This window comes from Streptomyces sp. NBC_00038, assembly GCF_026343635.1.
Classification (GTDB): Bacteria; Actinomycetota; Actinomycetes; order Streptomycetales; family Streptomycetaceae; genus Streptomyces.
Genome location: NZ_JAPELQ010000001.1, coordinates 3,024,221 through 3,050,823, shown reverse-complemented (window position 1 = coordinate 3,050,823; position 26,603 = coordinate 3,024,221). Strand labels below are relative to the sequence as shown.

At 70.0% G+C, this 26,603-nt stretch carries 27 protein-coding genes; 8 read left to right on the top strand and 19 right to left on the bottom strand.

Annotated elements, in window-relative coordinates:
- Positions 1 to 5: 5 nt before the first annotated feature.
- The 4 genes from OG219_RS14000 to OG219_RS13985 all read right to left on the bottom strand — a co-directional run bounded on the left by OG219_RS14000 (position 6) and on the right by OG219_RS13985 (position 4,720).
- Positions 6 to 707 (bottom strand): TetR/AcrR family transcriptional regulator, encoded by a 702-nt coding sequence (locus OG219_RS14000; RefSeq protein WP_266826397.1) that lies wholly within the window; start codon positions 705 to 707, stop codon positions 6 to 8.
- 56 nt (positions 708 to 763) lie between these two features.
- Positions 764 to 1,786 (bottom strand): PDR/VanB family oxidoreductase, encoded by a 1,023-nt coding sequence (locus tag OG219_RS13995; RefSeq protein WP_266826395.1) that lies wholly within the window; start codon positions 1,784 to 1,786, stop codon positions 764 to 766.
- Positions 1,786 to 2,700, bottom strand: coding sequence for a metal-dependent hydrolase (locus tag OG219_RS13990; protein ID WP_266826393.1), 915 nt, complete (start codon positions 2,698 to 2,700; stop codon positions 1,786 to 1,788). The genes OG219_RS13995 and OG219_RS13990 overlap by 1 nt, the downstream gene beginning before the upstream one ends.
- Positions 2,701 to 2,788: 88 nt before the next feature.
- Complete coding sequence (locus OG219_RS13985; RefSeq protein WP_266826391.1) at positions 2,789 to 4,720, bottom strand: hypothetical protein; 1,932 nt, start codon at positions 4,718 to 4,720, stop codon at positions 2,789 to 2,791.
- A 314-nt stretch (positions 4,721 to 5,034) separates the two neighbouring features.
- Between OG219_RS13985 and OG219_RS13980 the strand changes: the two genes are divergently transcribed.
- The gene (locus tag OG219_RS13980) at positions 5,035 to 5,472 is read left to right on the top strand and encodes a hypothetical protein (protein ID WP_266826389.1); all 438 of its coding nucleotides are present in this window, start codon (positions 5,035 to 5,037) and stop codon (positions 5,470 to 5,472) included.
- 85 nt (positions 5,473 to 5,557) lie between these two features.
- Here OG219_RS13980 and OG219_RS13975 read toward each other — a convergent pair whose 3' ends face one another.
- From OG219_RS13975 to OG219_RS13940, 8 genes are all read right to left on the bottom strand, one after another.
- A complete protein-coding gene (locus OG219_RS13975; protein ID WP_266826387.1) occupies positions 5,558 to 7,123 on the bottom strand; it encodes a DUF1996 domain-containing protein in 1,566 nt (521 codons plus the stop codon).
- Between the two features lie 248 nt (positions 7,124 to 7,371).
- Complete coding sequence (locus OG219_RS13970; protein ID WP_266826385.1) at positions 7,372 to 8,028, bottom strand: response regulator transcription factor; 657 nt, start codon at positions 8,026 to 8,028, stop codon at positions 7,372 to 7,374.
- The gene (locus tag OG219_RS13965) at positions 8,013 to 9,284 is read right to left on the bottom strand and encodes a sensor histidine kinase (protein WP_266826383.1); all 1,272 of its coding nucleotides are present in this window, start codon (positions 9,282 to 9,284) and stop codon (positions 8,013 to 8,015) included. Before OG219_RS13965 ends, OG219_RS13970 begins: the two co-directional genes overlap by 16 nt.
- Before the next feature lie 302 nt (positions 9,285 to 9,586).
- A complete protein-coding gene (locus OG219_RS13960; RefSeq protein WP_266836090.1) occupies positions 9,587 to 10,570 on the bottom strand; it encodes an NAD-dependent epimerase/dehydratase family protein in 984 nt (327 codons plus the stop codon).
- Positions 10,571 to 10,703: 133 nt separating this feature from the next.
- On the bottom strand, positions 10,704 to 11,291 hold the full coding sequence (locus tag OG219_RS13955) for a winged helix-turn-helix domain-containing protein (protein WP_266826381.1): 588 nt from the start codon (positions 11,289 to 11,291) through the stop codon (positions 10,704 to 10,706).
- Positions 11,292 to 11,682: 391 nt separating this feature from the next.
- Positions 11,683 to 12,711, bottom strand: a complete 1,029-nt coding sequence (gene glnII, locus OG219_RS13950; protein ID WP_266826379.1) for a glutamine synthetase — start codon at positions 12,709 to 12,711, stop codon at positions 11,683 to 11,685.
- Between the two features lie 366 nt (positions 12,712 to 13,077).
- Entirely contained in the window at positions 13,078 to 13,749 is a 672-nt protein-coding gene (locus OG219_RS13945; RefSeq protein WP_266826377.1) for a hypothetical protein, read from the bottom strand.
- 124 nt (positions 13,750 to 13,873) lie between these two features.
- The gene (locus OG219_RS13940; protein WP_266826375.1) at positions 13,874 to 14,233 is read right to left on the bottom strand and encodes an arsenate reductase family protein; all 360 of its coding nucleotides are present in this window, start codon (positions 14,231 to 14,233) and stop codon (positions 13,874 to 13,876) included.
- 248 nt (positions 14,234 to 14,481) lie between these two features.
- Between OG219_RS13940 and OG219_RS13935 the strand changes: the two genes are divergently transcribed.
- Positions 14,482 to 14,790, top strand: a complete 309-nt coding sequence (locus tag OG219_RS13935) for a hypothetical protein (RefSeq protein WP_266826373.1) — start codon at positions 14,482 to 14,484, stop codon at positions 14,788 to 14,790.
- 53 nt (positions 14,791 to 14,843) lie between these two features.
- On the opposite strand, the gene OG219_RS13930 is transcribed toward OG219_RS13935, so the two are convergent.
- A complete protein-coding gene (locus tag OG219_RS13930) occupies positions 14,844 to 16,040 on the bottom strand; it encodes a winged helix DNA-binding domain-containing protein (RefSeq protein ID WP_266826371.1) in 1,197 nt (398 codons plus the stop codon).
- A gap of 165 nt (positions 16,041 to 16,205) precedes the next feature.
- Between OG219_RS13930 and OG219_RS13925 the strand changes: the two genes are divergently transcribed.
- From OG219_RS13925 to OG219_RS13915, 3 genes are all read left to right on the top strand, one after another.
- Positions 16,206 to 16,733: a hypothetical protein gene (locus OG219_RS13925; protein WP_266826369.1), complete on the top strand. Its 528-nt coding sequence runs from the start codon at positions 16,206 to 16,208 to the stop codon at positions 16,731 to 16,733.
- Entirely contained in the window at positions 16,730 to 18,097 is a 1,368-nt protein-coding gene (locus OG219_RS13920; protein ID WP_266826367.1) for a DUF2252 domain-containing protein, read from the top strand. The genes OG219_RS13925 and OG219_RS13920 overlap by 4 nt, the downstream gene beginning before the upstream one ends.
- 328 nt (positions 18,098 to 18,425) lie before the next feature.
- Positions 18,426 to 18,737 carry a hypothetical protein gene (locus OG219_RS13915; RefSeq protein WP_266826365.1) on the top strand — a complete coding sequence of 104 codons (312 nt, stop codon included), beginning with the start codon at positions 18,426 to 18,428 and terminating at the stop codon, positions 18,735 to 18,737.
- Positions 18,738 to 18,752: 15 nt separating this feature from the next.
- Here the strand turns inward: OG219_RS13915 and OG219_RS13910 are convergent, their stop codons facing one another.
- From OG219_RS13910 to glnA, 4 genes are all read right to left on the bottom strand, one after another.
- Positions 18,753 to 19,337: a hypothetical protein gene (locus OG219_RS13910; RefSeq protein WP_266826363.1), complete on the bottom strand. Its 585-nt coding sequence runs from the start codon at positions 19,335 to 19,337 to the stop codon at positions 18,753 to 18,755.
- Positions 19,338 to 19,339: 2 nt separating this feature from the next.
- Positions 19,340 to 20,260: a zinc metalloprotease HtpX gene (htpX, locus tag OG219_RS13905; protein ID WP_266836089.1), complete on the bottom strand. Its 921-nt coding sequence runs from the start codon at positions 20,258 to 20,260 to the stop codon at positions 19,340 to 19,342.
- A 150-nt stretch (positions 20,261 to 20,410) separates the two neighbouring features.
- The gene (locus OG219_RS13900; RefSeq protein WP_266826361.1) at positions 20,411 to 20,899 is read right to left on the bottom strand and encodes a hypothetical protein; all 489 of its coding nucleotides are present in this window, start codon (positions 20,897 to 20,899) and stop codon (positions 20,411 to 20,413) included.
- Between the two features lie 140 nt (positions 20,900 to 21,039).
- Positions 21,040 to 22,449, bottom strand: coding sequence for a type I glutamate--ammonia ligase (gene glnA, locus OG219_RS13895; RefSeq protein ID WP_266826359.1), 1,410 nt, complete (start codon positions 22,447 to 22,449; stop codon positions 21,040 to 21,042).
- Positions 22,450 to 22,648: 199 nt separating this feature from the next.
- On the opposite strand from glnA, the gene OG219_RS13890 reads away from it, so the two are divergent.
- The 3 genes from OG219_RS13890 (at position 22,649) to OG219_RS13880 (ending at position 25,243) form a co-directional block, all read left to right on the top strand.
- Entirely contained in the window at positions 22,649 to 23,116 is a 468-nt protein-coding gene (locus OG219_RS13890) for an RDD family protein (RefSeq protein WP_266826357.1), read from the top strand.
- Positions 23,117 to 23,256: 140 nt separating this feature from the next.
- The gene (locus OG219_RS13885; protein ID WP_266826355.1) at positions 23,257 to 24,426 is read left to right on the top strand and encodes an acyl-CoA dehydrogenase family protein; all 1,170 of its coding nucleotides are present in this window, start codon (positions 23,257 to 23,259) and stop codon (positions 24,424 to 24,426) included.
- Between the two features lie 316 nt (positions 24,427 to 24,742).
- Positions 24,743 to 25,243 carry a flavin reductase family protein gene (locus tag OG219_RS13880; protein ID WP_266836088.1) on the top strand — a complete coding sequence of 167 codons (501 nt, stop codon included), beginning with the start codon at positions 24,743 to 24,745 and terminating at the stop codon, positions 25,241 to 25,243.
- Between the two features lie 91 nt (positions 25,244 to 25,334).
- Here the strand turns inward: OG219_RS13880 and OG219_RS13875 are convergent, their stop codons facing one another.
- Both OG219_RS13875 and OG219_RS13870 read right to left on the bottom strand, forming a co-directional pair.
- The gene (locus tag OG219_RS13875) at positions 25,335 to 26,036 is read right to left on the bottom strand and encodes a DUF4191 domain-containing protein (RefSeq protein ID WP_266826353.1); all 702 of its coding nucleotides are present in this window, start codon (positions 26,034 to 26,036) and stop codon (positions 25,335 to 25,337) included.
- A 66-nt stretch (positions 26,037 to 26,102) separates the two neighbouring features.
- Positions 26,103 to 26,300, bottom strand: coding sequence for a hypothetical protein (locus OG219_RS13870; protein WP_266464918.1), 198 nt, complete (start codon positions 26,298 to 26,300; stop codon positions 26,103 to 26,105).
- Between the last annotated feature and the right edge of the window lie 303 nt (positions 26,301 to 26,603).

Below are 26,603 nucleotides of genomic sequence, written 5' to 3'. Positions count from 1 at the left end.
AGCCCTTACGCGGCCGGCGGTGACGCCAGCGCGATCAGCCGGACGACGAGGTCGCTGAACGGCCCGTCGCCCGGCTCGCCCTTGAGCGACTCGCGCAGCAGCTCGGTCAGTTCCTCGTCGTAGGCGGCACTCACCGCCGCCAGCGCCCCGAAGTCGTGCACGAGCTGCCGTTCCAGCTCGGCGCGCGGGATGCGCCGTCCGTCCAGCCAGATCAGCGCCGTCGACTCGACGAGCGAGATCCATGAGCGGATCACCAACTCCAGCCGGGCGGGCGGGTTCTCGACATTCATGTGCGAGAGGATCTGGATGTACGCGGCCTGTCGCACCCCGTCGACCAGCGCGTTGGTGGTGGACGAGCCGACCGCCGGACCGCCTCGCATCAGCGCCGCGAAACCGGGCCCGTGGTCGTCCACGAAGTCGAAGAACCGATGCATCACCCGCAGCAGCCGCGAGCCCAGCGACCCCTCCTCGGGGACCATGAACCGTCCCGCGAGATCGTCCGAGGCGCGCTGCAACGCCGCCTCGTACAGGCTGAGTTTGCCGGGAAAGTAGTGGTAGACCAGCGGTCGCGAGATGCCCGCGGCCGCGGCTATCTCGTCGATGGAGACCTCTTCGGGCGAGCGTCGGCTGAAGAGTTCGAGGGCGACGCCGATCAGCTGCTGCCGCCGCTCCTCGACACCCATCCTGCGGCGTACCCCGGTTGTCATACGAACACCTTACCGATCGGATCCGGCCCGGAACGGGCCGGTCCGCCCTCGGCGGTTCACATGTCCAGCACGATCCTCCCACCGCGTGCCCGCGATACACAGATCAGCATCGAGTCGCCACGCTCCGCATCCGTCAGCAGTTCGTCCCGGTGCTCGACCTCCCCTTCCAGGACCCGCTGTTGGCAGGTCCCGCAGAACCCCTGCTCGCAGGAGTACGCGGTGTTCGGCAGCTCAGCGCGTACGGCGGCCAGTACGGACGAGTCCGCCGGCACCGCCAACGTCCGCCCGCTGCGCCGGAGTTCGACCTCGAAGGCGCCGCCGGTGGCGGCGCGGGGCGCGAACCGTTCCAGATGGACCGCGGGGAACCGCTCCTCCACGGCGGCCATCAGCCCGTCCGGACCGCAGCAGTAGACCGCGGCCCCCTCGGGCACGTCCGCGAAGAAGACGCCGAGATCGGGCCGCCCCTCCACGACGGTCACCCGGCCCTCGCCCAGCTTCTCGACCTCCTCCAGGAACGGCATCGAGGCCCGCGTCCGCCCGCAGTACAGCAACCGCCACTCCACACCGTCGGGAAGGGTCCGCAGCATCGGCAGCACCGGGGTGATCCCGATGCCGCCCGCGACGAAGACGTACGACGGGGCCTCGACGAGCGGGAACCGATTGCGCGGCCCGCGCACCTCCAGCTCCACGCCCTCCCGCACCCCCTCGTGCACCTCGCGCGAACCGCCCCGCCCGTCCTCGACCAGCCGGGTCGCGACGGTGTACGACGAGGTGTCCGCCGGGTCGCCGCACAGCGAGTACTGCCGCACAAGCCCCGACGGCAGCACCAGATCGAGATGCGCCCCGGGCTCCCAGCGCGGCAAGTCCCGCCCTGCCAGGCGAAGTTGTACGACCCCCTCGGCGACCGGCTCGTACGAGCGCACCGTCAGCCGCAGCGCACGCGACCGCGGCCGCCCGGACACCGGCTCCTCCAGGGCGGGCAGCGGCCAGAGCGGCGAGCCCTGGATACGGCGGCGCATCGCCCGCCTGGCGAGCAGCGCGGCGCCCGCGACCACCGCGACGGTCCCGAGCCGGGGCATCACGCGCCCCCCGTCTCCGCGGCGAGCGCGGCCCGCGCCGCGGGGGAGGAGGCGAGATAGGAGACGGCCTGCTCGGTCGACCCCTCCTGGGAGGGGTGGTAACTCCGGCTGAGATAGCGCGGTATGGACTTGAGCATGTCCCCGGTCGACGGCAGCACTCCCGCCTTCCCGCTCACGTAGAAGTCCTTGAAGCTCGCCCTGCCCGCCGTCAGCGTCGGGTCGTTCGCCATGAAGAACCGCGCGCCGCGCTGCCACAGGAACACGAGGGCCGTGAACGCGGTCGCCCAAGTCCGCGCGCGCCGCCGGTAGTCCCCGTCGACGTGCATGAACAGCTCGAAGGCCACGGCCCGGTGCTCGACCTCCTCGGCGCCGTGCCAGCGCAGCAGATCCAGCATGGTCGGATCGGCGCCCCGCCGGTCCAACTCCTCCGCGTTCAGCACCCAGTTGCCCAGAAAGGCGGTGTAGTGCTCGATCGCCGCGATGATGGCGACCCGCTCCATAAGCCACCACTTGCGGGCCCTGCCCGGCGGCAGCGTCCGGTCGCCGAGCAGCTTCTCGAAGAGCCAGTCGACCTGGGCGGTGTACGGCGTCGGGTCGAGCCCGAGTTCCCTGAGATGGGGGAGTACCTCGTCGTGCGCCTGCGCGTGCATGGCCTCCTGGCCGATGAACCCGATGACGTCCTCACGCAGCCGCTCGTCCCGGATGTACGGCAGCACCTGCTTGTACACATGCACGAACCAGCGCTCACCGGCCGGCAGCAGCAGGTGCAGCACGTTGATGGTGTGCGTGGCGAACGGATCGCCGGGCACCCAGTGCAACGGCGTGTCCTCCCAGGAGAACGACACCTTGCGCGCCTTCAGGGGTATCCGCTCGGAGTCCACCGGCTGGGGCAGCCGGGCACGGGTGTTAGACATGCCGTCAATGTACTGACGGGTAGTCGCGGGGAGAACCCCCGTGCACCGACTTGTTGACGCGTGTGTCAGCTAGACGTCGCGGACAGCCTCAGCGCAGCCCGGTGATGTCCCGCCCGTCCTCCAGGCTCCCCTTCAGCTCGGCCTGCGCCCCCTGCTTGGTCCGTACGGCGAGCAGGGCGCCCTGCGCCGAACCGGTCACCCCGCCGCTCGCGCTGACCGAGGCGGTGTCCTTGCTGCCGGCCGCGAGGAGATACCAGGTCCCCGCACCCGACTTCCACAGCACGCCCGCCAGCACATGGGGGTCGCGGGAGCCGCACGCGGGCGAGTTCTCGGCCTTCGCGGCGACCGCCCCGTACGCCCCGCCCGGCGTCTGGAACTGCGCGAGGACGCGCGTGCCGCCGCCCCGCCAGGTGTCGGCCCGCGTGCACACCCAGGTCGCGCTGCCGCCGGCGTCGGGCAGTTGCTGGCGCGCGTACTGCCAGGCGTTCACGGACCGCACGCCCTGTGAGCGCACGGAGGCCAGCGAGCAGGCGAACGGCGCCCAGTTCCGCAGCCCCTCGGCGCCGGACGCCTCGCCGGACGCCGAGGGACGGCCCGAGGTGAGGTGCGCCGGGATCAGCTCGCCGAGGTCGGTCAGCAGGCGCGTGCCGGAGTTGTCCTTCAGTTGCAGCACGTTCCATGAGGTGCACGCGCCTGACCGCTGGGCCGGGCTGGCCAGCGGGGTGGTGACACCGTCTTCCGAGAGGGTGAGGTCCATCGCACCGGAGGACGGTTTCATCAGGTCCCGCTCGGTGGCCTCGGTCACCCAAGGGGCCGTCAGATAGCGGACGTTGCCGTCGGTCCGGCCGAGGACCACCGCCTCCGCCTCAGCTCCCCTCGCCCCGTCGACGCGGGCGAAGTCGAGGGCCGCGCCGTTCGTGCCGTCCGTCGGCTCGGCGTACCGCGCGACGCGCAGACCGTCGTAGAGCAGCACCACGCGCGCCTGGTCCACCTCGCCCGCGTACAGGAGCTGCGGCGGTCCGGGCGGCGCTCCGGACGGGGTGCCGGGGGTCGCCGAGACCGCCACGGACTCGCCGGGTCGCGCCCACACGGCGAGCGCGCGCCGCAGCAGCGCGCTGTCCCCGGTGAGGTTCCCGCGCGCGGGCCACACGGAGAAGTCGGTACGTGCGGACGACTGCCAGGCGCCCGCCGCCACCATCGTCAACTGCGCCGGATCCAGGGCGGCCTGGGCCGCCGGGTTCTGCGCGTACGGCGGCGCCGCGGCACCGTCGGGCCCCCACCCGTCGCCGGGCAGCCCGAGCAGCGCACCGCACACCACGACGGCCGCGGTGGCGGCGAGCGCGGCCTTCATGTGCTGCCTGCGCCGCATCAGATCGGTGGGCCGTGCGTGCAGCGAACAGGGGTCGAACTCAGGGGAGTCGAGCAGTGAGTCCTGCGCCTCCACACCGGCGGCCACCGCGAGCGCCCCGCCCGGGTCGTCGACGCCCGCCGCCGTCAGCACCTTCCGTGCGTCCGCCTCGGACAGCTTCTCCAGGCCGCGCAGGACGTACGCGGCGCGAGCGGGCCCGGAGAGCGCGGACAGCCGCTGGTCCAGGGCGAGTTCGTCGGCGCCGCCCGAACGCGGGAAGAGCCTGAGCCCCCACACCTGGGGCAGCAGCGGCGGCAGCTGGGACCGCTTCGGCCACGCCCACCGTGCAAGCGGCAGGCCCGCCTCCAGTGCCGTACGCACCACTTGGAGGCGTACGAAGGCGTAGCCCGGGTCGCCGTCGCGGCCGCCGCCCGTCTGCTGGGCCGGGATGACCGTCGCGTCACCGGACGTACGGCCCCGGGGCAGCGCGCGCTGGGTGAGGGCGTGTGCGGTCAGCACCCGGCGGTTGCGGCCGAGGCTCGGCGGCAGCACCAGATAGGCGAGCCGGACCAGTCGCGGATAGTGCTCGACGAGCGCGGCCTCGGCCTGCTCGACGTCGACGACCGGGCCTGAGGCGGGTGCGGGGCGCGGGGCTACATCCTGTGACTGCACACACGCAAAACGAGCGACGCGGGGGTTGGTCACCCGCCGTCCGCTACTCGGGCTCGGCCAGGAGCCGCGCATGGCTCGCCACCGACCGCTGACAGTGCGGCAGTTGGGGTGCGAGAACGCTGATCACCGTGGGGAGACCCGCCGCGTCGTCCCCCACTGCCCTATGGGCGTGGGAGGTGCCCAATCGTCATAGTGTGCCCACCGGGGCTCCTGATTTGAGCGCTGGGCGTGCGGGAGCCGTATCCAGGGCAAGGGCCCTTGTTCGACAGGGCTCCCGGCGGCATGGGCGCCGACACAGACGGAGGTACGTAGGTATGAGGTTGACGCGACCGAAGCTCGCGGTGGCCGGAGCCGTGGTGGTGCTGGCGCTCACCGGCTGCGCTGCCGAGGACACCACCGAGGACACGACCGACGCGGTGCCGGCCGCCGCGACCGGCAGCCTGGAACACATCGCGAGTGAGGCGGGCTGCGACCCGAACCTCACCACTGACGCGGACGAGATCCGCCAGGCCACCTGCAAGAACACCGACGGCAAGTTCATCCTCGCGACCTTCGCCACCGACCGTGGCCAGCGCGAGTGGATCAACGGGGCCAAGGACTACGGCGGGTTCTACCTGGTCGGCCGCAAGTGGGTCGCCGTCGGCGAGCAGAAGGTGGTCAAGGCGCTGCGCGGCCAGCTCGGCGGGACCCTGGAGGTGGGCACTGATCACAGTGCGACACACGGCGCGACGCACTCCGCTCACGCGGGCTGACCGCGCAGGGTGGGGGGAATGCCGAAGGCCGGCGGTGGAAATCACCGCCGGCCTTCTTCAGTGGTTCCTCAGGTTCCTCAGTGGATCACGTGCACTTCTGGCCGGTGTTGATGCACTTGACCATCTTGTTCATCGTGTTCGTGGAGAAGAAGTTGATGAAGTCGTTGTGGTCGGTGATCGGCTTGTGCAGGTTCTCCGGGAAGGAGTCGACCGCGAACGGGTTCACGACCGTGCCGTTCTCGATGGTCGGGGCGGGAACGTCGTAGACCAGACGGACCTGGAGCTGGGGGATCGCCTGGAAGCCGTTGGCGCAGGTGCCGTCGGCCTGGACGAACGCCACGTGCGTGCGGTGGTTGGCGCTGTCGATGTTCTGGCCGTCCCAGCAGCTCTGGAAGTTGGTGGTCCGCACCACGTCACTGCCCTCGGGGCAGATCGGGTACTTGTCCTCCAGCTGCACCTTGTTCTCGAAGCCGGTGCAGCTCCAGTTCGTGTTGGCGTTGGCGTTGCCGTTGATGAAGGCCTTCGCGTCACCGGTGATGATGCGCAGGGCGGTCGGCATCGCGACGACGTTGCTCGTCTTGTTGCCGACGAACTTGAGCTGGGCCTTGACGGGCTGCAGGATCTTGCCCACGTTGCCCTCGGTGCCGCCACCGGCGTTGTTCTGGTCGAAGTCCTGCGTACCGTCCTGCAGACGGAGTACCGGCCAGAAGTACGAGGACTTGTCGCCCTGGTTCTGGCAGGTGGTGTCGGCCGCGGCCAGGTCCTCGTCGCTCGCGAAAGCGTCGTTGTTCTGGTTGCCGACGTAGTCGTGCAGGTGGTGGGCGCCGTTGGTGACACCGGGGGCGACGATCACGTTGTCCGTGTTGTGGTTGTCGTTCCCGTTGGTGCCGCACTTCGTGGTGAAGGTGCCCTTCGAACCGGACCTCCCGTTCGCGGGGAGACCGTTCGCGCCCACGCCGAGCTGGGCGTTGGCCTGGACGGTGGTGATGTCCACGAAGTCGTCGGCCGACGGGCCGTTGCCGCCCTGACCGCCGTTGACCGGGGGAGCCTCCTCACCGGCGTCGTCCCCGCCGGTGTCCTCGCCGGGAGCGGGACTCTCGGCGTTCTGGTCGTCCCCGCCCTGGTCCTGACCGTCGCCGTTCTGGCCGTCCCCGGCCTGACCGTCGTTGGTCTGCGGCTGTTCCACAGCCTGTCCGGTACAGGGGGCGAGACCGTCCAGCGAGTCCGGGGCGTTACCGCCGACCCGGGTGATCTCCAGCTGGATGCGGTCGATGATGTTCGCGCGCCGGTCCTTCAGCGGTTGGAGCACCGCGTTCTGGACGAAGCTCGCGTCCCGGGTCTGCGCGTCCCGGGTGGTGGCCAGACGCTGGTAGGCCTCGGTTATCTGCTGGTCCAGCGTGGCCAGTTCACCGTCGACCTCCCCACGCGCCTGGTCGGGTACATCGGTGAGCTGCTGACCGACATCGGGGCAGTCGATCGTGGCCACCTGAGCGGCGGCGGCCTTGGTGCTGTTCTGTGTGGTGTTCTTCTCGTGAGCCGAGGCGTAGAAGTTCGCCCAGACCAGACCGCCTCCCCCGATCGCGAGGGCCGCGGATGCGGCCACAGCGCGAACGGCCAGTGGCGAACGTCGTTTTCGTGCATTGCGTCCCATGGAACTCCTCAGACTTCCTTGCGGGGCAGCGGAGGCGCCCGACAGGAGTGAAGCGGCTCCATTCCATACGCATGAGGCGTGTGGGGTGTTCAGAAACCCTGGAAAATCTTAGAAGTTCGTGAGGTCAATTCCGTCACAATGGGCGCAGAAGCCCCCGATTCTCCGGGAGTTGATCTCCCAAAACAGGTTTGTAACAGCGCTGAATGATATTCAGCGCCGCTGAATACCTGTCAACGCCGCCGACGGTGTCAATGGTGTCCGTGGTCGAGATAGGCGAGTACCGCGAGTACGCGCCGGTTGTCGTCATCCGAGACCTCTAGTCCCAGTTTGGCGAAGATATTGGAGGTGTGTTTCGCGATCGCCCGTTCCGTCACCACGAGTTGACCCGCGATCGCCGCGTTCGTGCGCCCTTGCGCCATCAGCTCCAGCACCTCCAGCTCGCGCGGGGTGAGCCGTCCGAGCGGCTGGTCGGTGGTCGAACGCCGCGACAGCAGCTGCTGGATCACCTGCGGATCCATGGCCGTACCCCCTCCCGCGACCCGTCGTACGGCATCGATGAAATGCTCCGCGTCGAACACCCGGTCCTTGAGCAGATAGCCGATCCCGCCCGTGCCGTCGGCGAGCAACTCCCGCGCGTACAACTGCTCCACGTGCTGGGACAGGACGAGCACCGGCAACCCGGGCCGGTTCCGGCGGGCCTCAAGGGCGCACTGCAGCCCCTCGTCCGTGTGCGAGGGCGGCAGCCGTACGTCGACCACCGCGACGTCCGGCTCCAACTCGGCCAGCGCCCGGCTGAGTTCGGGCCCGCTCTCGACCGCCGCGGCGATCTCGAAGTCGTACGCCTCGAGCATCCGGACCAGTCCGTCGCGCAGCAGGAACAGGTCTTCGGCTAGGACAACTCGCAAGGGATCTCCATGGTGACCATGGTGGGACCGCCCGCGGGGCTGCTGACGGCCAGGACGCCGTCGAATGTACCCAGTCGCCGGTCGACTCCGGTGAGCCCGGAGCCCGCGTCGAGCCGGGCGCCGCCCATGCCGTTGTCGGTGACCGCGATGCGCAGCATGCCGTCCCTGTGGTGGACGTCCACCCACACGCGCTCGGCGCCGGAGTGCTTGACCGCGTTGGTCAGCACCTCGCTGACGGCGAAGTACGCCGCGGACTCCACCGGCGCGCCGGGCCTGCCGTCGAGCTCGACGTCCACCTCGCTCGCGAGGGGCAGCCGCAGCGCCAACGCCCGTACGGCGTCGCCGAGTCCGCGCTCCGCGAGTACGGGCGGATGGATGCCCCGCACCAGATCCCGCAGCTCGGTGAGCGCCTCGGCGGAGGACTTGCGGGCCTGCGCCAGCAACTCCTTCGCCTTCGCCGGGTCCTTCTCGACCAGCGCCTCGATGGTCCCCAGATCCATCCCCATGGCGACCAGCCGCGCCTGTGCCCCGTCGTGCAAGTCCCGCTCGATACGCCTGAGTTCGGACGCCGAGGAGTCGACGGCGTCGCGCCGGGTCTCGGTCAGTACGCGTACCCGCTCGGCGAGTTCGCCCCCGTCCGGGGCGAGCACGGAGCGGGTGAGCAGGAAGTGGACGCGCAGGAGGGGCGGGGTGAGGTAGTAGGAGGCGGCGAGGAGCGCCGCGCCGAGTGCGCCCGCGAGGAGCGCCGTGCCCTGTCCGGAGACCGGCACGAATCCGTACCACCAGTCGCCGCCCGTCGAGTCCGTCAGGACGCGCCACAGGCCGAGCGGGAGCGTGAAGCCCTCCAGGGGGTAGAGCAGCAGTACGGCCGGGAGCAGCGCGGTGACGAAGCCGGCCGTCATGTCGACCGGCAGCCACGCCAGGTCCCGCCACGTCGCCGGATCCCGGAGCATCCGGAAGCAGCGTTCCCATGGGTTGGCCTTCTTGGGTATCGGCCGGTACGTGGCCGGGATCCGTACGCCGCACCACTCCGCCGCGATCGCTCGCCGCCAGTTCGCGAAGGCGCGTACGCCGGTGAGCACCCACGGTGTCGTGACGACCCCCACGCCGATCGGGACCAGCGCGATCGACACGACCGCCAGCACGAACAGGGCGATCGACCCGGCCAGCCCCACCACACAGACCAGGAGCCCCCGTCCCCCCGCCACGACGACGTCCCGCGCTCGCGCCCGCACCCGGCTGCTCTCCGTATCCATGCGCCCAGTCTCACCGACCGGGTCGGGCGGGTCACTGGGCCGAGCACCCCGGCGGGGGGTGGTGGTGGGTGCACCCCTTGGTTTTTCGCCCCCTCCGCCCCTTCCCGTCCCGTTCCTGGGGGCTGCCGCCCCCAGACCCCCGCATCGCGCTGACGCGCTCGTCCTCAAACGCCGGACGGGCTAAAGACTTCTAGCGCCGGCCGGGGAGAGATTCAGCCCCTCCGGCGTTTGAGGAGCGGGGGTTTGGGGGCGGAGCCCCCAAGGGACGGGAATGGGTAGGGGCGGAGGGGGCGAAAAACATCTCACCTCAGACCCAGTACCTTCGCCTCCGTCGCAGGATCAAGCCCCACCGCCGGCCGGTCGGCCCGTTGGGGTGCAACCCCGCCGAGACTCTGGAGCCAGCTCCAGGTGTCGGCGACGGTCTCCGACACCGGTCGGCACCGAAGCCCGGCCCCGATCGCCCGAGACACATCGGCCCCGTGCAGCGCATCGTGCAGCTCGCTCCCACCCGGCACCCACACCGGCAACTGCCCCCACGGCTCGACCCCGGCCCCGAGAATCACGGACGCCTCGGTCCACCGCAGATCCCCCTCACCCCCGGTGACCTGGACGCACGCGTCGAGGAGCCCGCCCATCGTCGTATGCCCAGAAGGAGAGACCAGGTTGTACGCCCCACCGAGCCCCCGCTCCACCGCCCCGAGGATCCACTCGGCGAGATCGCGGACATCGATGTACTGGAGGGGGAGTTCACGAGGCCCGGGAGCAAGGACGGGCCCGCCGCGGGCGACACGGTTGAGCCACCACGGCAGGCGCCCGACGTTCTCGTACGGCCCGAGGATCAGCCCGGCCCGCACCAGCAGCGCCCCCTCCGCCCCGGAGGAGTCGAGCGCGGCCAGCTCACCGCCCCGCTTGTCCCGCGCGTAGTCGGTCTGCTCGGCGTCCGCGGACGCCCCGTCGACGAGGGCGGCGTCCTCGTCGCCCCCGCCGGTCCGGGGCCAGGCGTACACGGAGCGGCTGGACACGTACACATACCGCCGGACCCGGCCGGCCAGCAGCCGCGCCGTGTCCCGTACGGCCCGCGGCGCCGCCGACCAGGTGTCGACGACGACATCCCAGTCACCCTCCGCAAGCGCCGCGAGCCCGTCGGGCGCGGTGCGGTCGCCGTGCAACGACCGCACCCCGGCGGGGGGTTCGTGCCGCCCCCGGTGGAAGACGGTCACCTCCCAGCCGCGCCCGAGCGCCGCCTCCACGACCGCGCGCCCCGCGAACTCCGTACCACCCAGCATCAGAAGTCTCATACCGACGACTCTGCCCGGACGGCCCGCCGCAGGGAACGGAAATCTGCTGACAGAAGATCGGCCGTGAGCGGTGTCGAAGCCGAAGCCGAAGCCGAAGCCGAAGTCGCAGTCGACCGCAGGGTCAACGACCGGTCGGCGGCGTGTATTTGTAGCCCACGCGCCGCACGGTCTGGATCGTCTGCCGGTGCTGCGCGCCGAGCTTGCGCCGCAGCCGGGCGACGTGGACGTCGACGGTCCGCCCGTCGCCCACGTGCCCGTAGCCCCACACCGTGGTGACCAGCTGGTCCCGGGTGTGCACTCGGTGCGGGTGCGCGACGAGGTGGGCGAGGAGCTCGAACTCCAGGTATGTGAGGTCGAGTTGCCTCCCGTCGACCTGGGCGGTGCGCTGCACGGTGTCGATGCGGACGAGCGGGTTGCCACCGCCGACGGTGCCCGCGGTGTCGAGCGGCTCGGGCCGGTCGGGCACGGCGACCGGCAGCAGGGGCTGCTGGTCGGCCGGCACGAGGACCAGGTAGCCGATCATCGGCGGCTGGCCAGGGAGCACGGGCAGGGTGTGCGGGGGAGCGGGCAGCCAGGTGGCACCCGGCGGCAGGAAGTCGGTGACGTCCACCACCTCGTCCCGGTCGACGGCACGCAGTCGGTGCCGTCCGGCGGTGGAGGTGGTCGCGGGAGCGGTCGCGAGGGAGGAGAAGGAACGGGTGTTCGCCATGAGAGGTCAGCTCTTTCGCGCGAGAAGTTCGTCGGGAAGATCGACGGCCGCGAGTTCGTGGTCGGGACCGTCAAGGACGTACGTCGTGCGCGCTGGCCGGAGGCCGGGTGTCGGCTTTAGAGGGCCCGCGCGTTCATCGCGCGACAACACACCCGGTCGAAGTCATGGTGCTGACGGGAAGGCCAGAACGGCTCGAGGTCATGGCGACCCGTCGCGGTGTACTTCTGGAAGCTGGCCATGTCCCCATTGAAGCAGAACCCGGCGCCGGGCAGGAGAGTCCTCTCACCGGTCGGACGCTTCCTTGGCGTGAACTTGATACTGCAAGCTCGTGAAACAACGCGAAGAGGCGCCCACCGCGACGGTGGACGCCTCTTCACACGAGCGGGGCGGATCAGATCTGGCCGGCCTTCTCCAGAGCGGTGCAGCACGTGTCGACGATCAGACGCGTCACGAGGTACGGGTCGACGTTGGCGTTCGGACGGCGGTCCTCGATGTAACCCTTGCCGTCCTTCTCGACCTGCCACGGGATACGGACCGAGGCACCGCGGTTGGAGACGCCGTAGCTGTACTCGTTCCACGGGGCGGTCTCGTGCAGGCCCGTCAGACGGTCGTCGATACCGGCGCCGTAGTTCTTGACGTGGTCCATCGGCTTCGAGCCCTCGCCCAGCGACTCGCACGCGGTGATGATCGCGTCGTAACCCTCGCGCATCGCCTTCGTGGAGAAGTTGGTGTGCGCGCCCGCGCCGTTCCAGTCGCCCTTCACCGGCTTCGGGTCCAGCGTCGCGGAGACGTCGAAGTCCTCGGCGGTGCGGTAGAGCAGCCAGCGGGCGACCCACAGCTGGTCGGAGACCTCCAGCGGGGAGACCGGGCCGACCTGGAACTCCCACTGGCCGGGCATGACCTCGGCGTTGATGCCGGAGATGGCGAGACCGGCCTTGAGGCAGTTCTCCAGGTGCGCCTCGACGATGTCACGGCCGAAGATCTCGTCCGAGCCGACGCCGCAGTAGTAGCCGCCCTGCGCGGCCGGGAAGCCACCCTCGGGGAAGCCGAGCGGGCGGGCACCCTTGAAGAAGGTGTACTCCTGCTCGATGCCGAAGATCGACTCCTGCGCGGCGAACTTCTCCGCGACCTCGACCAGCGCGGCACGGGTGTTGGACTCGTGCGGCGTCATGTCGATGTTCAGGACCTCGCACATGACGAGGACGTCGTCGCCGCCGCGGATCGGGTCCGGGTAGGTGGCGACCGGCTTGAGTACGCGGTCGGAGGCGTGACCCTCGGCCTGGTTCGTCGAGGAACCGTCGAAGCCCCAGATCGGGAGCTCGGCACCCTTGGCGTCGTCGGCCAGTATCTTCGTCTTCGAACGGAGCTTGGCCGTCGGCTCGGTGCCGTCGATCCAGATGTACTCAGCCTTGAACGTCACGGGCCACATCCTTCGGGGGTGGGTCTTCAGTCGCACTTGCGGGTGCAGCGGCGCTGCGGCACTGAGGCGCCGCGTAGATGCAAGGCAGCCTGTCAACAGGCGATTTCCCGATCATTGCTCGAATGTGAACCCCGTGTTACCTGAGCTGTGTGTGCCCGTTGTCACTCGGCATCACTCGACGGGGGCGCTCGCGACCGCGACCGGCGGCCCTGCCGGTCGGTCGTGCAAGGTCCATCTGCTTGCCCGGGGTGCCACCGCTCGTATGCGATGGGTTTGCGGGCGCGTACGGCGAAGGGGCCCTGCCGCTCCTGGCCGGATAGCGGCAGGACCCCGGTCATGCGGATCCCGTCAGTTCAAACGGTCCCGTCAGCCCACCTTCTCGATCAGCGCGTTGCGGATCAGGAACTTGCCGGGCTCCCGGACCAGCTCGAAGGCCTCGTTGTTCAGCAGGGCACAGCTTCCGGAGGTCGCGGTGACCTCCACGGTCGTGGACTTGTTGTTGTCCAGGTTCGTGACCTTGAGCAGCGTCCCGGCGGGGAACTGGTTGCTGGACGCGGCCGGGGCGCCCGCCTCTCCGGAGAGGGTGACGGTCGAGCCGTTGCAGACCTGCTCGCCGGTGGCGGCACCGGCGCCGGCCTCGGCCCCGGTGTCCTCGGCGGGGGCGCTCTCCGCGGGGGCCGAGGCTGCCGGGGGAGTGGAGGCCGCGGGCGGCGCGACGGTCTGGGAGCCCTGAGCCGACTCCCCGACCTCGCAGCCGGACGCTTCCTGCTGGACCTTGATCTGCGCGAGGACCGCTTCGCGGTTGGCGATCCGGGCTTCCGACTGCGCGTCGGGGGCGGCCCGCTGGTCGGCGATGAACTTCTCGTTGTTGCCGAACGCGGTGGCCAGTCCCTGACAGACCGTCGAAGACGCCGCGTTCTGCACCGACGACGCGTTAGAGGTGGCGGCAAAGGCGAACGCCCCGCCTCCGGCCACGGCCGCGGCGCTGACCAGCAGTGCGAGCTTCTTCTTGGTGCTGAGGGTTCTCCTGCGCGACATGAGCGCCTCCTGTGTGCGGGGGTGCGGTACGTCGCTAGGTACGAGATGCCGAACAGAGTTACTCAACAGTTACAGGAGTCACCGAAGTAACGTAGGTCACAAGGGAGTTGGCGGCTGGTAGGAGCTACCGGGACAAGGCATCCCGTACCGCCTCGTCGCTGCGTGCCACGAGGGCCGACCCGTCGTCCGCGGTGATGATCGGCCGCTGGATGAGCTTGGGGTGCTCGGACAGCGCCTTGATCCACTGCTCCCGTGAACCGGCGTCCCTCGCCCACTCCTTGAGCCCCAGCTCCTTGGCGACGGCTTCCTGGGTCCGCGTGATGTCCCACGGTTCGAGCCCCAGCCGCTCCAGTACGTCACGGATCTCGTCCTGCGCCGGTACGTCCTCCAGGTAGCGGCGCACTGTGTAGTCGGCGCCCTCGGCATCGAGCAGGCTGATGGCGCTTCGGCACTTCGAACAGGCCGGATTGATCCAGATCTCCATGCCGCACACGATACGTCGCCGGCCCGGGTTCCGCCGTTGCGCCTGAGGCCGTCCTGTTCGAATTCACGTCGTCCCACGCGCACCTCGTAAACCTGCTGTGACGCTGCGGCAATTACCGTGCCCACCTGGCCATTTGGCGGACGCTGTGGACTCCCCGGATGTCAGTGGGAGCCGGTAAACTGGTAGCAGTGTTCGAGGGAGCCGCCGGGGGTCCGGAGGGTTCCCTGACCGCGACAGGAGGAGAGTCCGTGCCCGCTGCCGCACTGAAGCCGCTGCCCACCCAGTCCACTTCCAAGAGGGCGGTCCTGCTGGACCTGCCGTACGAGCCCGTGGAGAAGCGCCCGCTTCCCCCGGGGCGCCCCCGCGATTGGTACGTCACGCACAACCGCCGGCTCAAGGCGATGCGCCTCGCGATCGCCCTGCTCGACTCCGGCGTCTACATGCCGAACCAGGCCCGCAACGAGAAGATACGCACCACCGCACAGCAAATCGGTGTCCACCCACCGTCGGACATCACGTGCCACATGGTGCGGGCGCTGATGAGGTACGCGCGCTGATTCCCGGGTGCCGGGTGCCTTGCTTCCGGCAGGGCACCCGGCATCGGGGTGGCTCACCCCGCCCCCAACTCCCGCTCCAACGGCGTCCGAAACCGCGGAGTGATCCGCGTCGAGCCCAGCCAGGCCCCCAACCGCGCAGCCTCTGCCGAGATACCCTCCCGAGCCTCCCGCCCGACCCCGCCGGTGTCCAGCAGCCGCCACACCACCTCACCGGAGGCCCGCTGCGACCACCCCCCGACCACCCGCCCGTCCCACCACACCGTCGGCCCGACATTCCCGCTGCCGTCGAAGAGGGCCGACCGCAGGGCCGGGTCGAGATACCAGTCCCGCTCCTGCCACCCCATGGCCGTCGGATCAAGCCCGGGCAGCAGCGCGGCCCACGGCTCCGCGGGCCCGGCGACCGGCCCGTCGTCACCATCGGCCACGTACCCCGTGACCCCGCCGTCGAGCTGCACCGCCACCGCCCCGACCGCGGCCAGCGATCGACGTACGTCGGTGACCTTCCAACCCGTCCACCACTTCAGGTCCGCCTCGGTCGCGGGCCCGCACACCCGCAGCCAACGCCGCAACAGCTCGGCCTGGGCCTCGCCGACCGGAAGCCCGGGATGCGGCGGAGCGACCGCCCAGCGGAACTGGGACGACGTCCACGAACCCAGCGGACGCCCGCGCACGACCCGCCCCTCGACACCGAGCACCCGCATCAACCGCGAGGACACGGACTGCGGACTCTCGTAACTCTTGCCGGCCCCGTACGTGAACTGCTCCTTCAACCGCGGTTCGTCCCGGGTGAGTTCGTTCACGGTGGCCTGCCCGCGCCGGGCCAGCGCGGCGAGCGCGGACGCCTCGACCTCCGCGAGCCACTCCCCGGTCAGCCGGCCGTCACTGCCGGTCGTCATGTCCTTGACCAGCCCGGCACGGGCCTTCGCGGCGATGACGAGCCCGGTCGACGCGTGCACCACGGCGGCGAGCCCGGTCGGGAACACGAACACGGTGTGCCGCATGCCGTGCATCCGCACCAGCGTCCGGTCCTCGTACAGCGCCCGCTCGACCTCCGCCACCGTCTTCCCGGCATCCGCCAGCCGCGCGCCGACCGCCAGATACACCGTCGCCGGATCGGTCCCGTGCAGCGCGACCAGCGACTCGGCGACCTCCTCGGGGCTCTCCGCCCGCGCGGACACCGCGAGCCGATGCCCCAGCGCGAGCCGAGCCCGCCGCTCCGCCACCCCGATGTGCCGCCGCTGTCCGCCCATGCGTCTCCACCCACCCGTAGTACGCCGTCGTTCCCATCCCCATCCTCGCGCGCAGCTCACCCGATCGCCGTACCCGGCATGCGTACGCCCCGCTCCCCGCCTTGACTGAGGCAACCGCGAGGAGCGGAATCCGGAGGAGCACGAGGGACGACGTCGGGAGACGCGATGAAGAGGCACGACGTACGAGGGCTGGCCCTGGCGGTGGCCGCGACGGCGGCCCTGGCCGCGCCCCTCACCGGCTGCTCCGACGACACCACCCCCTCCGACGCCGCCTCCAAGGCCGCGTCCGCCGCCTCCGAGGCCGCGTCCGCCGCCTCCGAGGCGGGCGACGCGCTGTCCTCCGCCACGGCCGAGCTCGGCGACACCCTCGCCTCCGCCACCGCCGAGGCCGGCCAGAAGTTCGACGAGTTCAAGAACGGCGTGAACGCCAAGGGCGACGTGAAGGTCGGCGGCGTGAGCACCGACTCCGACGGGCGCGCCACCGCGAAGGTGACCGTCACCAACTCCGCCTCCTCGTCGAAGTCGTACGCCGTGCAGATCGACTTCCGCGACCCGAGCGGCAACCTCCTCGACACGGTCGTCGTCACGCTGAACGACGTCGCGGCGAGCGCCGCCAAGGACGCCACCGCCCGCAGCAACCGCACACTCTCCGGCGACGTCACCGCCGAAGTGGCCCGAGCCGTGCGGAAGTGACGGCCGTGGCCCCGATCGGCGCCACGGCCACCCCGCAGGACCGCGCCGCACAGGGCAGAGCGGCCCGCAAACGCGTCTCCCGTTCCGCGCACGCCGCCTGGATCCCCGGCGCCGACCGCCCCGACCCCGTCGCCGTACTGGAACGGCAGGGCAGGGACCGGCTGCCGGAGCTGCTGCCGATCCGGTACGGGAGGATGACGGCGTCGCCGTTCGCGTTCCTGCGCGGCGCCGCCGCCGTCATGGCCGCCGACCTGGCGGCCCAGCCGCACACCGGGCTCAAGGTGCAGCTGTGCGGGGACGCCCACCTCCTCAACTTCGGCCTGTGCGCCTCCCCGGAGCGCACCCTGCTCTTCGACCTGAACGACTTCGACGAGACGCATCCGGGCCCCTTCGAGTGGGACGTCAAACGGCTCGCGGCCAGCGTCGCGGTGGCGGGCCGCGAGAACGGGCACACGGAGGCGCAGGCCCACAGCGCGGCCCAGGCCGCGGTGGGGGAGTACCGCCAGGGCATCCGGCAGCTCGCGGGGAAGGGCGAACTGGCGGTCTGGTACGAGCGCATCGACGCCGACCGCCTGCTCCCGCTGGTCCGCTCGGCCCACCACCGCAAGCGGGTCGAGTCGAGCCTCACCCGCGCCCGCCGCCGCACCAGCCTGCACGCACTCGGCAAACTCACCGAGACCGTCGACGGACGCCGCCGCATCGTCCAGGACCCGCCCCTCCTGGAGCCGGCCGGAGTCACCGACATGGCCTCGCTCCGCAAGATCTTCAGCGACTACCGCTCCACACTCTCCGAGGAACGCCGCCTCCTCCTCGACCGCTACCGCTTCGTCGACGCCGCCCGCAAGGTCGTCGGCGTCGGCAGCGTCGGCACCCGCTGCTTCATCGTGCTGCTGGCCGGACGGGACGCGGACGACCCGCTGTTCCTCCAGATCAAGCAGGCCGGCAGATCCGTACTCGAAGAGCATCTGCCCAGCGGCCCGTACGTCCATCCAGGGCACCGGGTCGTCGCGGGGCAGCGCCTGCTGCAGGCGGCGAGCGACATCTTCCTGGGCTGGATGACCGGGCCGCAGGGACGCGCCTTCTACTGGCGGCAGTTGCGGGACATGAAGGGCTCCGCGGACGTCGCCGGCATGACCCCCGACGCGCTGCTCGCCTACGCCCGCCTGTGCGGCACCGCCCTGGCCCGCGCCCACGCCCGCTCGGGCGACCGCATCGCGATCGCCGCCTACCTCGGCGGCGCCGACACCTTCGAACGCGCCGTCGCGGACTTCGCACTGCGCTACGCGGACCAGAACACCGCCGACCACGCCGCCCTGGGTGCCGCCGTGACGGCGGGCGTGATCAGGGCGACACAGGACGTGTGAGGCAGGCAGCCACCCGGATTGCTCATGCGGGACACCTCTTCACGCCGTATGCCGATTCTGTTCGGCTCTGTGGCGATAAGTGAAGGGGCGCAGGTGAGGGATATGTCGAGGGAAATACAGATGCGCGCCGATGGCTCGCTTCCCTACGCTGGACAGGCGTTCCGGAGGCGCTGAGCACCGCTTTCCTCCCGAGGGGCATCAGCGGGCGGACTCAGGGCTAGTCTCTACGCACCGACGGGCGGCAGCCTCCCCCAGCGCCCCCTCGGTCATTCGGCAAGACCTTCACGCCATCAAGATCCAGTCACCCACGCATGCAAGGAGTCCCGTCATGGGCACCTTGATCATTTCAGCGACCGCGATCCTGGTCGTCATGGGCTTCTCCAACCACGTCCTCTGGCTCGCGGCGATCGCCCTGCTCTTCCTGTACGTCCGCTACGGCCGCACCGGGGGCGGCACCTCGGCGGCGTCCGCGCCCAGCTCGGCACCGAGCGCCTCCTCGGGAGGCGCGTCCGGATCCGGGGGCCGCGCGGACTCCACCTATCGTGCCTACCGCGCCCGCCGTGACCGTCAGGCCAAGTGGGAGCGCCGCTACCGCCGCGAACGTCCGATGGAGGCGCGGCGCCAGGAGCGGCAGAAGTAACAACGGTGCCCCGGGTCACAGACCCGGGGCACCCCAGATCGGGAACCAGCGGCTCAGGTCCTGCTCGATCCGCAGATCGTCGGCCAGCGCGGCCTTGATCTGCAACTCCAGCGCGTTGTCCCGCTGTTGGCCACCGCCGGCCACCGGCGCGAAGGGATAGAACGTGCCGCGCTTGTAGAGATAGACGAGCCCGAGCCGCCGCTGGTCGGCGCCTTGGAAGCCCGCCACCGAGCAGAGCAGCTGCGGCCCGAAGCCGGCGCCCTCCAGCGCGCTGTTGACCGCGTGCAGATCACTCACGAGCGCGGGCAGATCGTCGCTCTCCCGCCGCGAGACCAGCCACGAGTACCCGTACTCGTCCCGGCTGACCTCCACCGGAGGGCCCTGGCGCTCAGCGTCCGCGTCCAGCAGCTCCTGTACCTCCTTGTGCGCCTCGGCGAAGGCCGCACCCTCGACGGTCGCGAAGCACACCGCACCCGTCCCCGTCGGAGTGAACCCGGCGGCCGCCTGCAAGGTGATGGCGGCCGACGGCAGGGCGAAGAGCTGGTCGAGGTCGGGCGCGACGGGTCTGCTGCGCCCCAGCAGGATGTCCAGGAGCCCCATGCTCAGCCCGCCTTCCCCGGTGTCGCCGCCTCACCCAACTCCGCGGAGATCCGCGCCAGTTGTTCGAGCCGCTGCTCCAGGCTCGGGTGGGTCGAGAACAGCCGCGCGATACCCGGTTCGGCGCCGAGGGCGGGCGTGAAGTAGAAGGCGTTGAAGGCCTGGGCCGTCCGCAGGTCCTTGGACGGGATCTTCGCGATGTCCCCGGTGACCTTGGTCAGCGCGGACGCCAGTGCCGAGGGCCGTCCGGTGAGCTGGGCCGCGGCCCGGTCGGCGGCCAGCTCGCGGTACCGGGACAGCGCCCGGATGAGCATGAAGCTGATCGCGTACACGGCCGCGGAGACCGTCATGACGGCCATGAACACCAGGGCCGTGTTCTGATCCCTGCGCCCGCCGCCCAGGAGCTGCGAGTAGAAGGCGAACCGGACGATCAGCCCGGCGATCACCCCGAGGAAGGAGGCAACGGTGATCACCGCGACGTCCTTGTGCGCCACATGCGACAGCTCGTGCGCCAGCACCCCTTCGAGCTCATCGGGCTCCAGTCGCCGCAGCAGCCCGGTGGTCACACAGAGCACCGCGTGATCGGGGTTCCGCCCGGTCGCGAAGGCGTTGGGCATGTCCATATCGGAGACGGCGACGAGCGGCTTAGGCATGTCGGCGACGGCACACAGCCGGTCGACCACCCCGTGCAGCTGCGGATACTCCTCACGCTCCACGATCCGCCCGCGCATCGCGAACAGCGCGATCCGGTCCGAGAACCAGTACTGCGCCCCGAGGAACGCCACCGCGATCACCACGACCAGCACCCAGGACTTCATCAGCGCGATCAACGCGGCGATGAAGGCCACGTACAGCAATCCGAGCAGAAACAACGTGACCGTCATCCGCACGGTCAACCGCCGATCGCTCTGGAACCGGCTCTGCATCATGCATCACCCCACACTCGGGCACTCGTCCCGCTTTCCATTGTGCGCCCGGGTGCCCCCATGGACAGGCCCCGATCGGCTCCGCAGCGGGCAAAGATCTGGCCTGTCAAGAGCCACTTATTTATGGGGAGCACACGCGGGGGAGGTGGCTCAGAAAGGGGGCGGTGCCGCCTTGAAGTCCTCGCCGCCGTAGAGGGACTCGTAGTGGATCTCGATCACCAGCCGTTGGGTGATGAGCTCCCAGAACCAGTCGTGCTCGTCCTCGCTGAATTCGTCGAGGTGCAGCAGGAAGGCGGACTGCCCCGCGAGGACGACGGCACCGGGTCGCAGGGAGTAGACCTTGGGCCACACCGGCAGCCTTTCCGAGACACGATCATGGGCGTGATGGTTCCAGTGCCCGATGTCCTCGCCGTCGAGTCGAACCACGGAGTTGGTCACGATGGCCGGACCGAGGCCCGCGTTGATGACCTGCAGGCCCGCCTTGCGGTCTTCGTATCCCTTGATGCGTCGCATCACCAGCAGGGGCTTGACGGACTGGCGGTTGTGTAGCCGGTTGGCTCGGGTCTGGGAGTAATTGACCCACAGAGAGCCGAGCGCTATCGCCGTCGCCGATATGGCCGTGATCGTGTCCGAGTTCACTTGGCTGCCCCCCCCCCACGACGCCGAGACCGTAGTCCTTCCCAGCCGCCCCGGTCATAACTCGCCACCGGACAGCACATCGGCCGTGCCCCTCCCGAAGGGAAGGACACGGCCGAGGACGTACGGCAGGTGCGACGTGCTTACACGTCGTAGTACAGCTCGAACTCGTGCGGGTGCGGACGCAGCTGCAGCGGAGCGATCTCGTTCGTGCGCTTGAAGTCGATCCACGTCTCGATCAGGTCGGACGTGAAGACGTCGCCCGCGAGGAGGAACTCGTGGTCGGCCTCAAGGCGGTCGAGGACGGCCGGGAGGGAGGTCGGGACCTGGGCGACGCCCGCGTGCTCCTCGGGGGCCAGCTCGTAGAGGTCCTTGTCGATCGGCTCGGCCGGCTCGATCTTGTTCTTGATGCCGTCCAGGCCCGCCAGGAGGAGCGCGGAGAAGGCGAGGTACGGGTTGCCGGAGGAGTCGGGCGCACGGAACTCGACGCGCTTGGCCTTCGGGTTGGAGCCCGTGATCGGGATACGCATCGCGGCGGAGCGGTTGCGCTGCGAGTACACCAGGTTGACCGGCGCCTCGAAGCCCGGCACCAGGCGGTGGTACGAGTTCACCGTCGGGTTGGTGAACGCGAGCAGCGACGGGGCGTGCTTGAGGATGCCGCCGATGTAGTAGCGGGCCATGTCCGACAGACCCGCGTAGCCGGCCTCGTCGTAGAAGAGCGGGGTGCCGCCCGCCCACAGCGACGAGTGGACGTGCATGCCCGAGCCGTTGTCACCGAAGATCGGCTTCGGCATGAAGGTCGCGGTCTTGCCGTTGCGCCACGCGACGTTCTTCACGATGTACTTGAAGAGCTGGAGGTCGTCGGCCGCGGCGAGCAGCGTGTTGAACTTGTAGTTGATCTCGGCCTGGCCCGCGGTGCCCACCTCGTGGTGCTGGCGCTCGACCTGGAGGCCGGACGCGGCCAGCTCCAGGGAGATCTCGGCACGCAGGTCGGCGAAGTGGTCGACCGGCGGGGTCGGGAAGTACCCGCCCTTGTAGCGGACCTTGTAACCGCGGTTGTCCTCCAGCGCACCGGTGTTCCAGGCGCCGGCCTCGGAGTCGATGTGGTAGAAGGCCTCGTTCGACTTGGTGTCGAAGCGGACGCTGTCGAAGACGTAGAACTCGGCCTCGGGGCCGAAGTACGCGGTGTCGGCGATGCCGGTCGACGCGAGGTACGCCTCCGCCTTCTTCGCCACGTTGCGCGGGTCACGGGAGTACTGCTCGCCCGTGATCGGGTCGTGGATGAAGAAGTTGATGTTGACCGTCTTGTCGCGGCGGAAGGGGTCGACGCGCGCGGTGGACAGGTCGGCGCGGAGCGCCATGTCGGACTCGTGGATGGCCTGGAAGCCGCGGATGGAGGAGCCGTCGAAGGCCAGTTCCTCGGTCGGGTCGAAGGCCTCTGCCGGCAGCGTGAAGTGCTGCATGACACCCGGCAGGTCGCAGAAGCGGACGTCGACGAACTTGACGTCTTCGTCCTTGATGAACTTCTTGGCCTCGTCGGCGTTCTGGAACATCCAGCTCCTCCTACTCCCGCCCACTGTGGACCGGGGTGGTAGTTCGTTCGTGCGGCCAGTGCGGTGGCACACGCTGAGCCCGACCTTAGGGACGGGTGATTTCTCAAGCGTGACCCATTTGTTTCGCCCAAGTTAACCGGATCAGGTCCGGCATACCCCACCTGTCCACATGCCAAAACGACCGCAGTACCGTGGACGGGTGGACAACAGGGATGCAATCGGATCATGGCTCTCCGGACCGCGCGAGGCCTTGGAGAAAGCCGGTGTCGAGCTCGGTTACCGCGGTGAGCAGCTCGGTCTGCCCGAGCAGGGCCCCGGCTCGATCGCCCGCCCCGGACGCCGCCTCGGTGCCCTCGTCGTCGACTGGGCCCTCTGCCTCTTGATCGCATACGGCCTGCTCACTGACGGCTACGACCAGGCCACCGGCAACTGGGCCCTCCTCCTCTTCTTCACCCTCGGCGTCCTCACCGTCGGCACGGTCGGCTTCACCCCCGGCAAGCGCCTGTTCGGCCTGCGGATCGTCCCCGAGAACGGCGGCCGTCTGAACCCCCTGCGCGCCGTCCTGCGCACCGCGCTCCTGTGCGTGGCGATCCCGGCCCTGATCTGGGACCGCGACGGCCGTGGCCTGCACGACCGCCTGGCCCGCACGATCGAGGTCCGCAGCTAGCGACTGTCTCCAGCCGGCGATTGTCCTTGCCGGTTGTGACGCCGGTCGGGTGACGGATCGCCCCGACCGGCTCGGGGTCCGGTCGGTGATGAGCCGTGCCGGGGACACTGCGTCCATTCCCGGTGGAGGTGGTGGACAGCATGTCGCACGACAGCAAGTCGACGATCGTGGCCCGAGCGCCGCAGGTAGCCGAGATCGCGGCCCAGTACAGCGACGAGGCGGAAACCGCCCGTCAGCTCTCGCCGCAGGTGGTCCGCGCCGTGCGGGACGCCGGGTTCGCGCGGCACTTCGTACCGGTCGCCCACGGCGGCGAGACCGGCGGTTTCGCCGAGCTGACCTCGGCGGTGGCGCTGGTCGGAGAAGGATGTACGTCAGCGGCCTGGGCGGCCTCGCTGGCCGCCTACGCCGGGCGGTACGCGGCGTTCCTGCCCGAGGCGGGGCAGGCGGAGATCTGGGCGGAAGGGCCTGACGTGGTGCTGGCCGGCGCGCTCATGCCGTCCGGCAAGGCTGAGCCCGTCGCCGGCGGCTGGCGGCTGAGCGGTGAGTGGAAGTACATCAGCGGGGTGCACTTCGCCGACTGGGCGCTCGCCTGCGCGGCCGTACCGGCCAAGGACGCCGAGAACCCTCCGGAGCGGCCCGAGGTGCTGTTCTTCGCGGTGCCGCGCGCCGATTTCTCCATCGAGGACACCTGGTCAACCGTGGGCATGCGCGGCACCGGCAGCCACACCCTCCTCCTCTCCGACGTCTTCGTGCCCGAGCATCTGACCCTGCCGCGGTCGGCCGTCCACGCCGGCCGCGCGCCCGCCTCCGACGCCCGCTGCCACATCGTCCCGATGTACGCCGTGAACGCCCTGCCCTTCGCCGCCCCGCTGATCGGGGCCGCCCGAGGCGCACTGCGCGCCTGGATCGCGCGGACCGGACAGCGCGTCGACCGCCGGGGACGGGCCGTCCGCGAGATGCCGTCGGCGCAGGTCTCGCTGGCCCGCTCGGCCGCCGAGGTGGACGCCGCCGAACTCCTCATCCTGCGGACGGCGGCGGTGGCCGACGGCACGGAGTGTCCGCCGGAGGGCGAGGCAGCGGTCCGCGGCGCCCGGGACCTCGCGCTCGCGGTGGAACTGCTGGTCTCGGCGGTCGACCGGGTCTTCCGCGCGAGCGGGACGTCGGGGCAGTCCTCGTCCGACCCCGTACAGCGGTTCTGGAGGGATGTGAACAGCGCCGCCTCGCACGTGGCGCTGTCCTTCGAGACCACCGGCGCGGCCTACGGCGCCTGGGCGCTGTCCGGCGACAAGCCGGCCGAGCCGGTGCGATGACCGCGTCCCCGCGCGATGCTTTTGGCACCCGTTCGGCGGTATCTCCTGAACGTCGCCCGCCCGGGGTGCGGGGTCAGGAGTGCCGCGTCGCCGCAGGTGGTGAAGGCTTCCGGGAGGCCATTCGTCCGGTTGCCCGTCCGGGACGGCGACGGCATAGTCGTCCTGGATGCGCGTGACATCCCGAACACGGTCGGTGGCCGCCACATTGCCGTAACCGACATCAACGATCGCCACGAATGCGGCCAGGCAGAGCGCTCACCTGTCAGTCCTCCGGGAGTTGACGATGGTTCAGCAGATCGATGGCGGTTCGGCCGCCATGACGGATCGCCAGGACGCGGTGGGTGCCGAGGTGGCCCCCGAGCAGTTCCGTGCCGCGATGGCGCGCTTCCCCTCGGGCGTGGTCGTGGTGACCACCCGTTGCGCGGACGGCACCCCCCGGGGATTCACGGCCAGCTCCTTCTGCTCGGTGTCGCTGGAGCCGCCGATGATCCTCGTGTGTCTGGCGAACTCGGCCGACTCGGCGGCGTCGTTCGAGTGCTGCGACCGTTTCGCGGTGAGTGTGCTGGCCCCGGACCACCGCCCGCTCGCACTGCGCTTCGCCACCAAGGGCACCGACAAGTTCGCGTCGGGCGGGCTGTGCCTCAGCCCCGACGGGCTGCCGACGGTCGAGCGGGCGCTGTCCGAGCTGGACTGCGCGGCACACGCCCGGCACCCGGCCGGGGACCACACGGTCCTGATAGGCCGGGTGGAAGGCGTCCGCCTCGGCGAGGGATCCCCGATGGTGTACTACGACCGGGCGTTCAGAACCCTGGCCTGACACAGAGCCCCTGACGCAGAGCCCGACACAGCCCCCGACACAGAGATGCTCCCCGTCATCCACATGACGGGGAGCATCGGAACAAGACTTGTCAGCGCATCTTGCCGCCGCGCGGCATGCGCATCCCCTTGGGCATCGGCCCCTTCGGCAGCGGCATGTTGCTCATCAGGTCGCCCATCGCGCGCAGCCGGTCGTTGGTCGTGGTGACCTGGGGGCCGGTAAGGACGCGCGGCAGCTTCAGCATCGTCGTGCGGAGCTTCTTGAGCTCCACCTGACCCTCGCCGGTGCCCACGAGAATGTCGTGCACGGGGACGTCCGAGACGATCCGGGCCATCTTCTTCTTCTCGGCGGCCAGCAGGCTCTTCACCCGGTTCGGGTTGCCCTCGGCCACCAGCACGATGCCGGCCTTGCCGACCGCGCGGTGCACCACGTCCTGGCTGCGGTTCATCGCCACCGCCGGGGTCGTGCTCCAGCCTCGGCCGATGTTGTCCAGCACGGCCGCGGCTGCGCCCGGCTGGCCCTCCATCTGCCCGAACGCGGCTCGCTCGGCCCTGCGCCCGAAGACGATCGCCGTCGCGAGGAAGGCGAGCAGGAGGCCGAAGATGCCGAGATAGATCGGGTGGCCGATCAAGAAGCCGATCGCGAGGAAGACACCAAGGGTGGCAATTCCGACAGCCGCGAGTACAAGACCGATCTTGGAGTCGGCCTTGCGGGTCATCTTGTAAGTCAGAGCGATCTGCTTGAGTCGCCCGGGTTCGGCAGCGGCGTCCGCTGCGCTTTCCTTCCTCGCCATGCCTGGAAGTCTACGTGGCCCTGGAAGCGCCGACGACGGCAGTACCGAGGGGGAGCGGGACGCGGGTTACGAACGCGTCGCGACGGCTTCCAGTACGCGCTGTGCCTCGACCCTGTCCTTGGCGTGGCGGCGGTCCTCCAGGACGGAGGTCCAGGCGTTGCGACGGGCGGTGCGCTGGCCGCCGCTCATCAGGATCGACTCGACGGCACGGAGTGCATCGGTGAACGACGGGATGGCGGTGGCGCGTACGGGCGCAGCCTGCATGATGGTGTTCCCTCCTCGGGTTGGCGGCTCTGGCGGGTGCTTCACGTGGCGTAAGACCAGGGTCACTGATTGGTGTTACCAGGGCGTGACCGACCGGTCAAACGCCAATGAAACCTTGATGCACCAGCCACGATCGCTGACGCGCCCCTGACAGCGTCCTCATCTGCGGGGAAGGCCTCCACTGTGCTGAACGAGCCATTGTGAAGGGGGAGTTGCTTGTGCGCCGATTCACACAAAAGCGGTGGCACTCAGTGCCACCGCTCTCGTTGATCGCTCGGTTCGGTGTGTCCGGCCGCCTAGGCC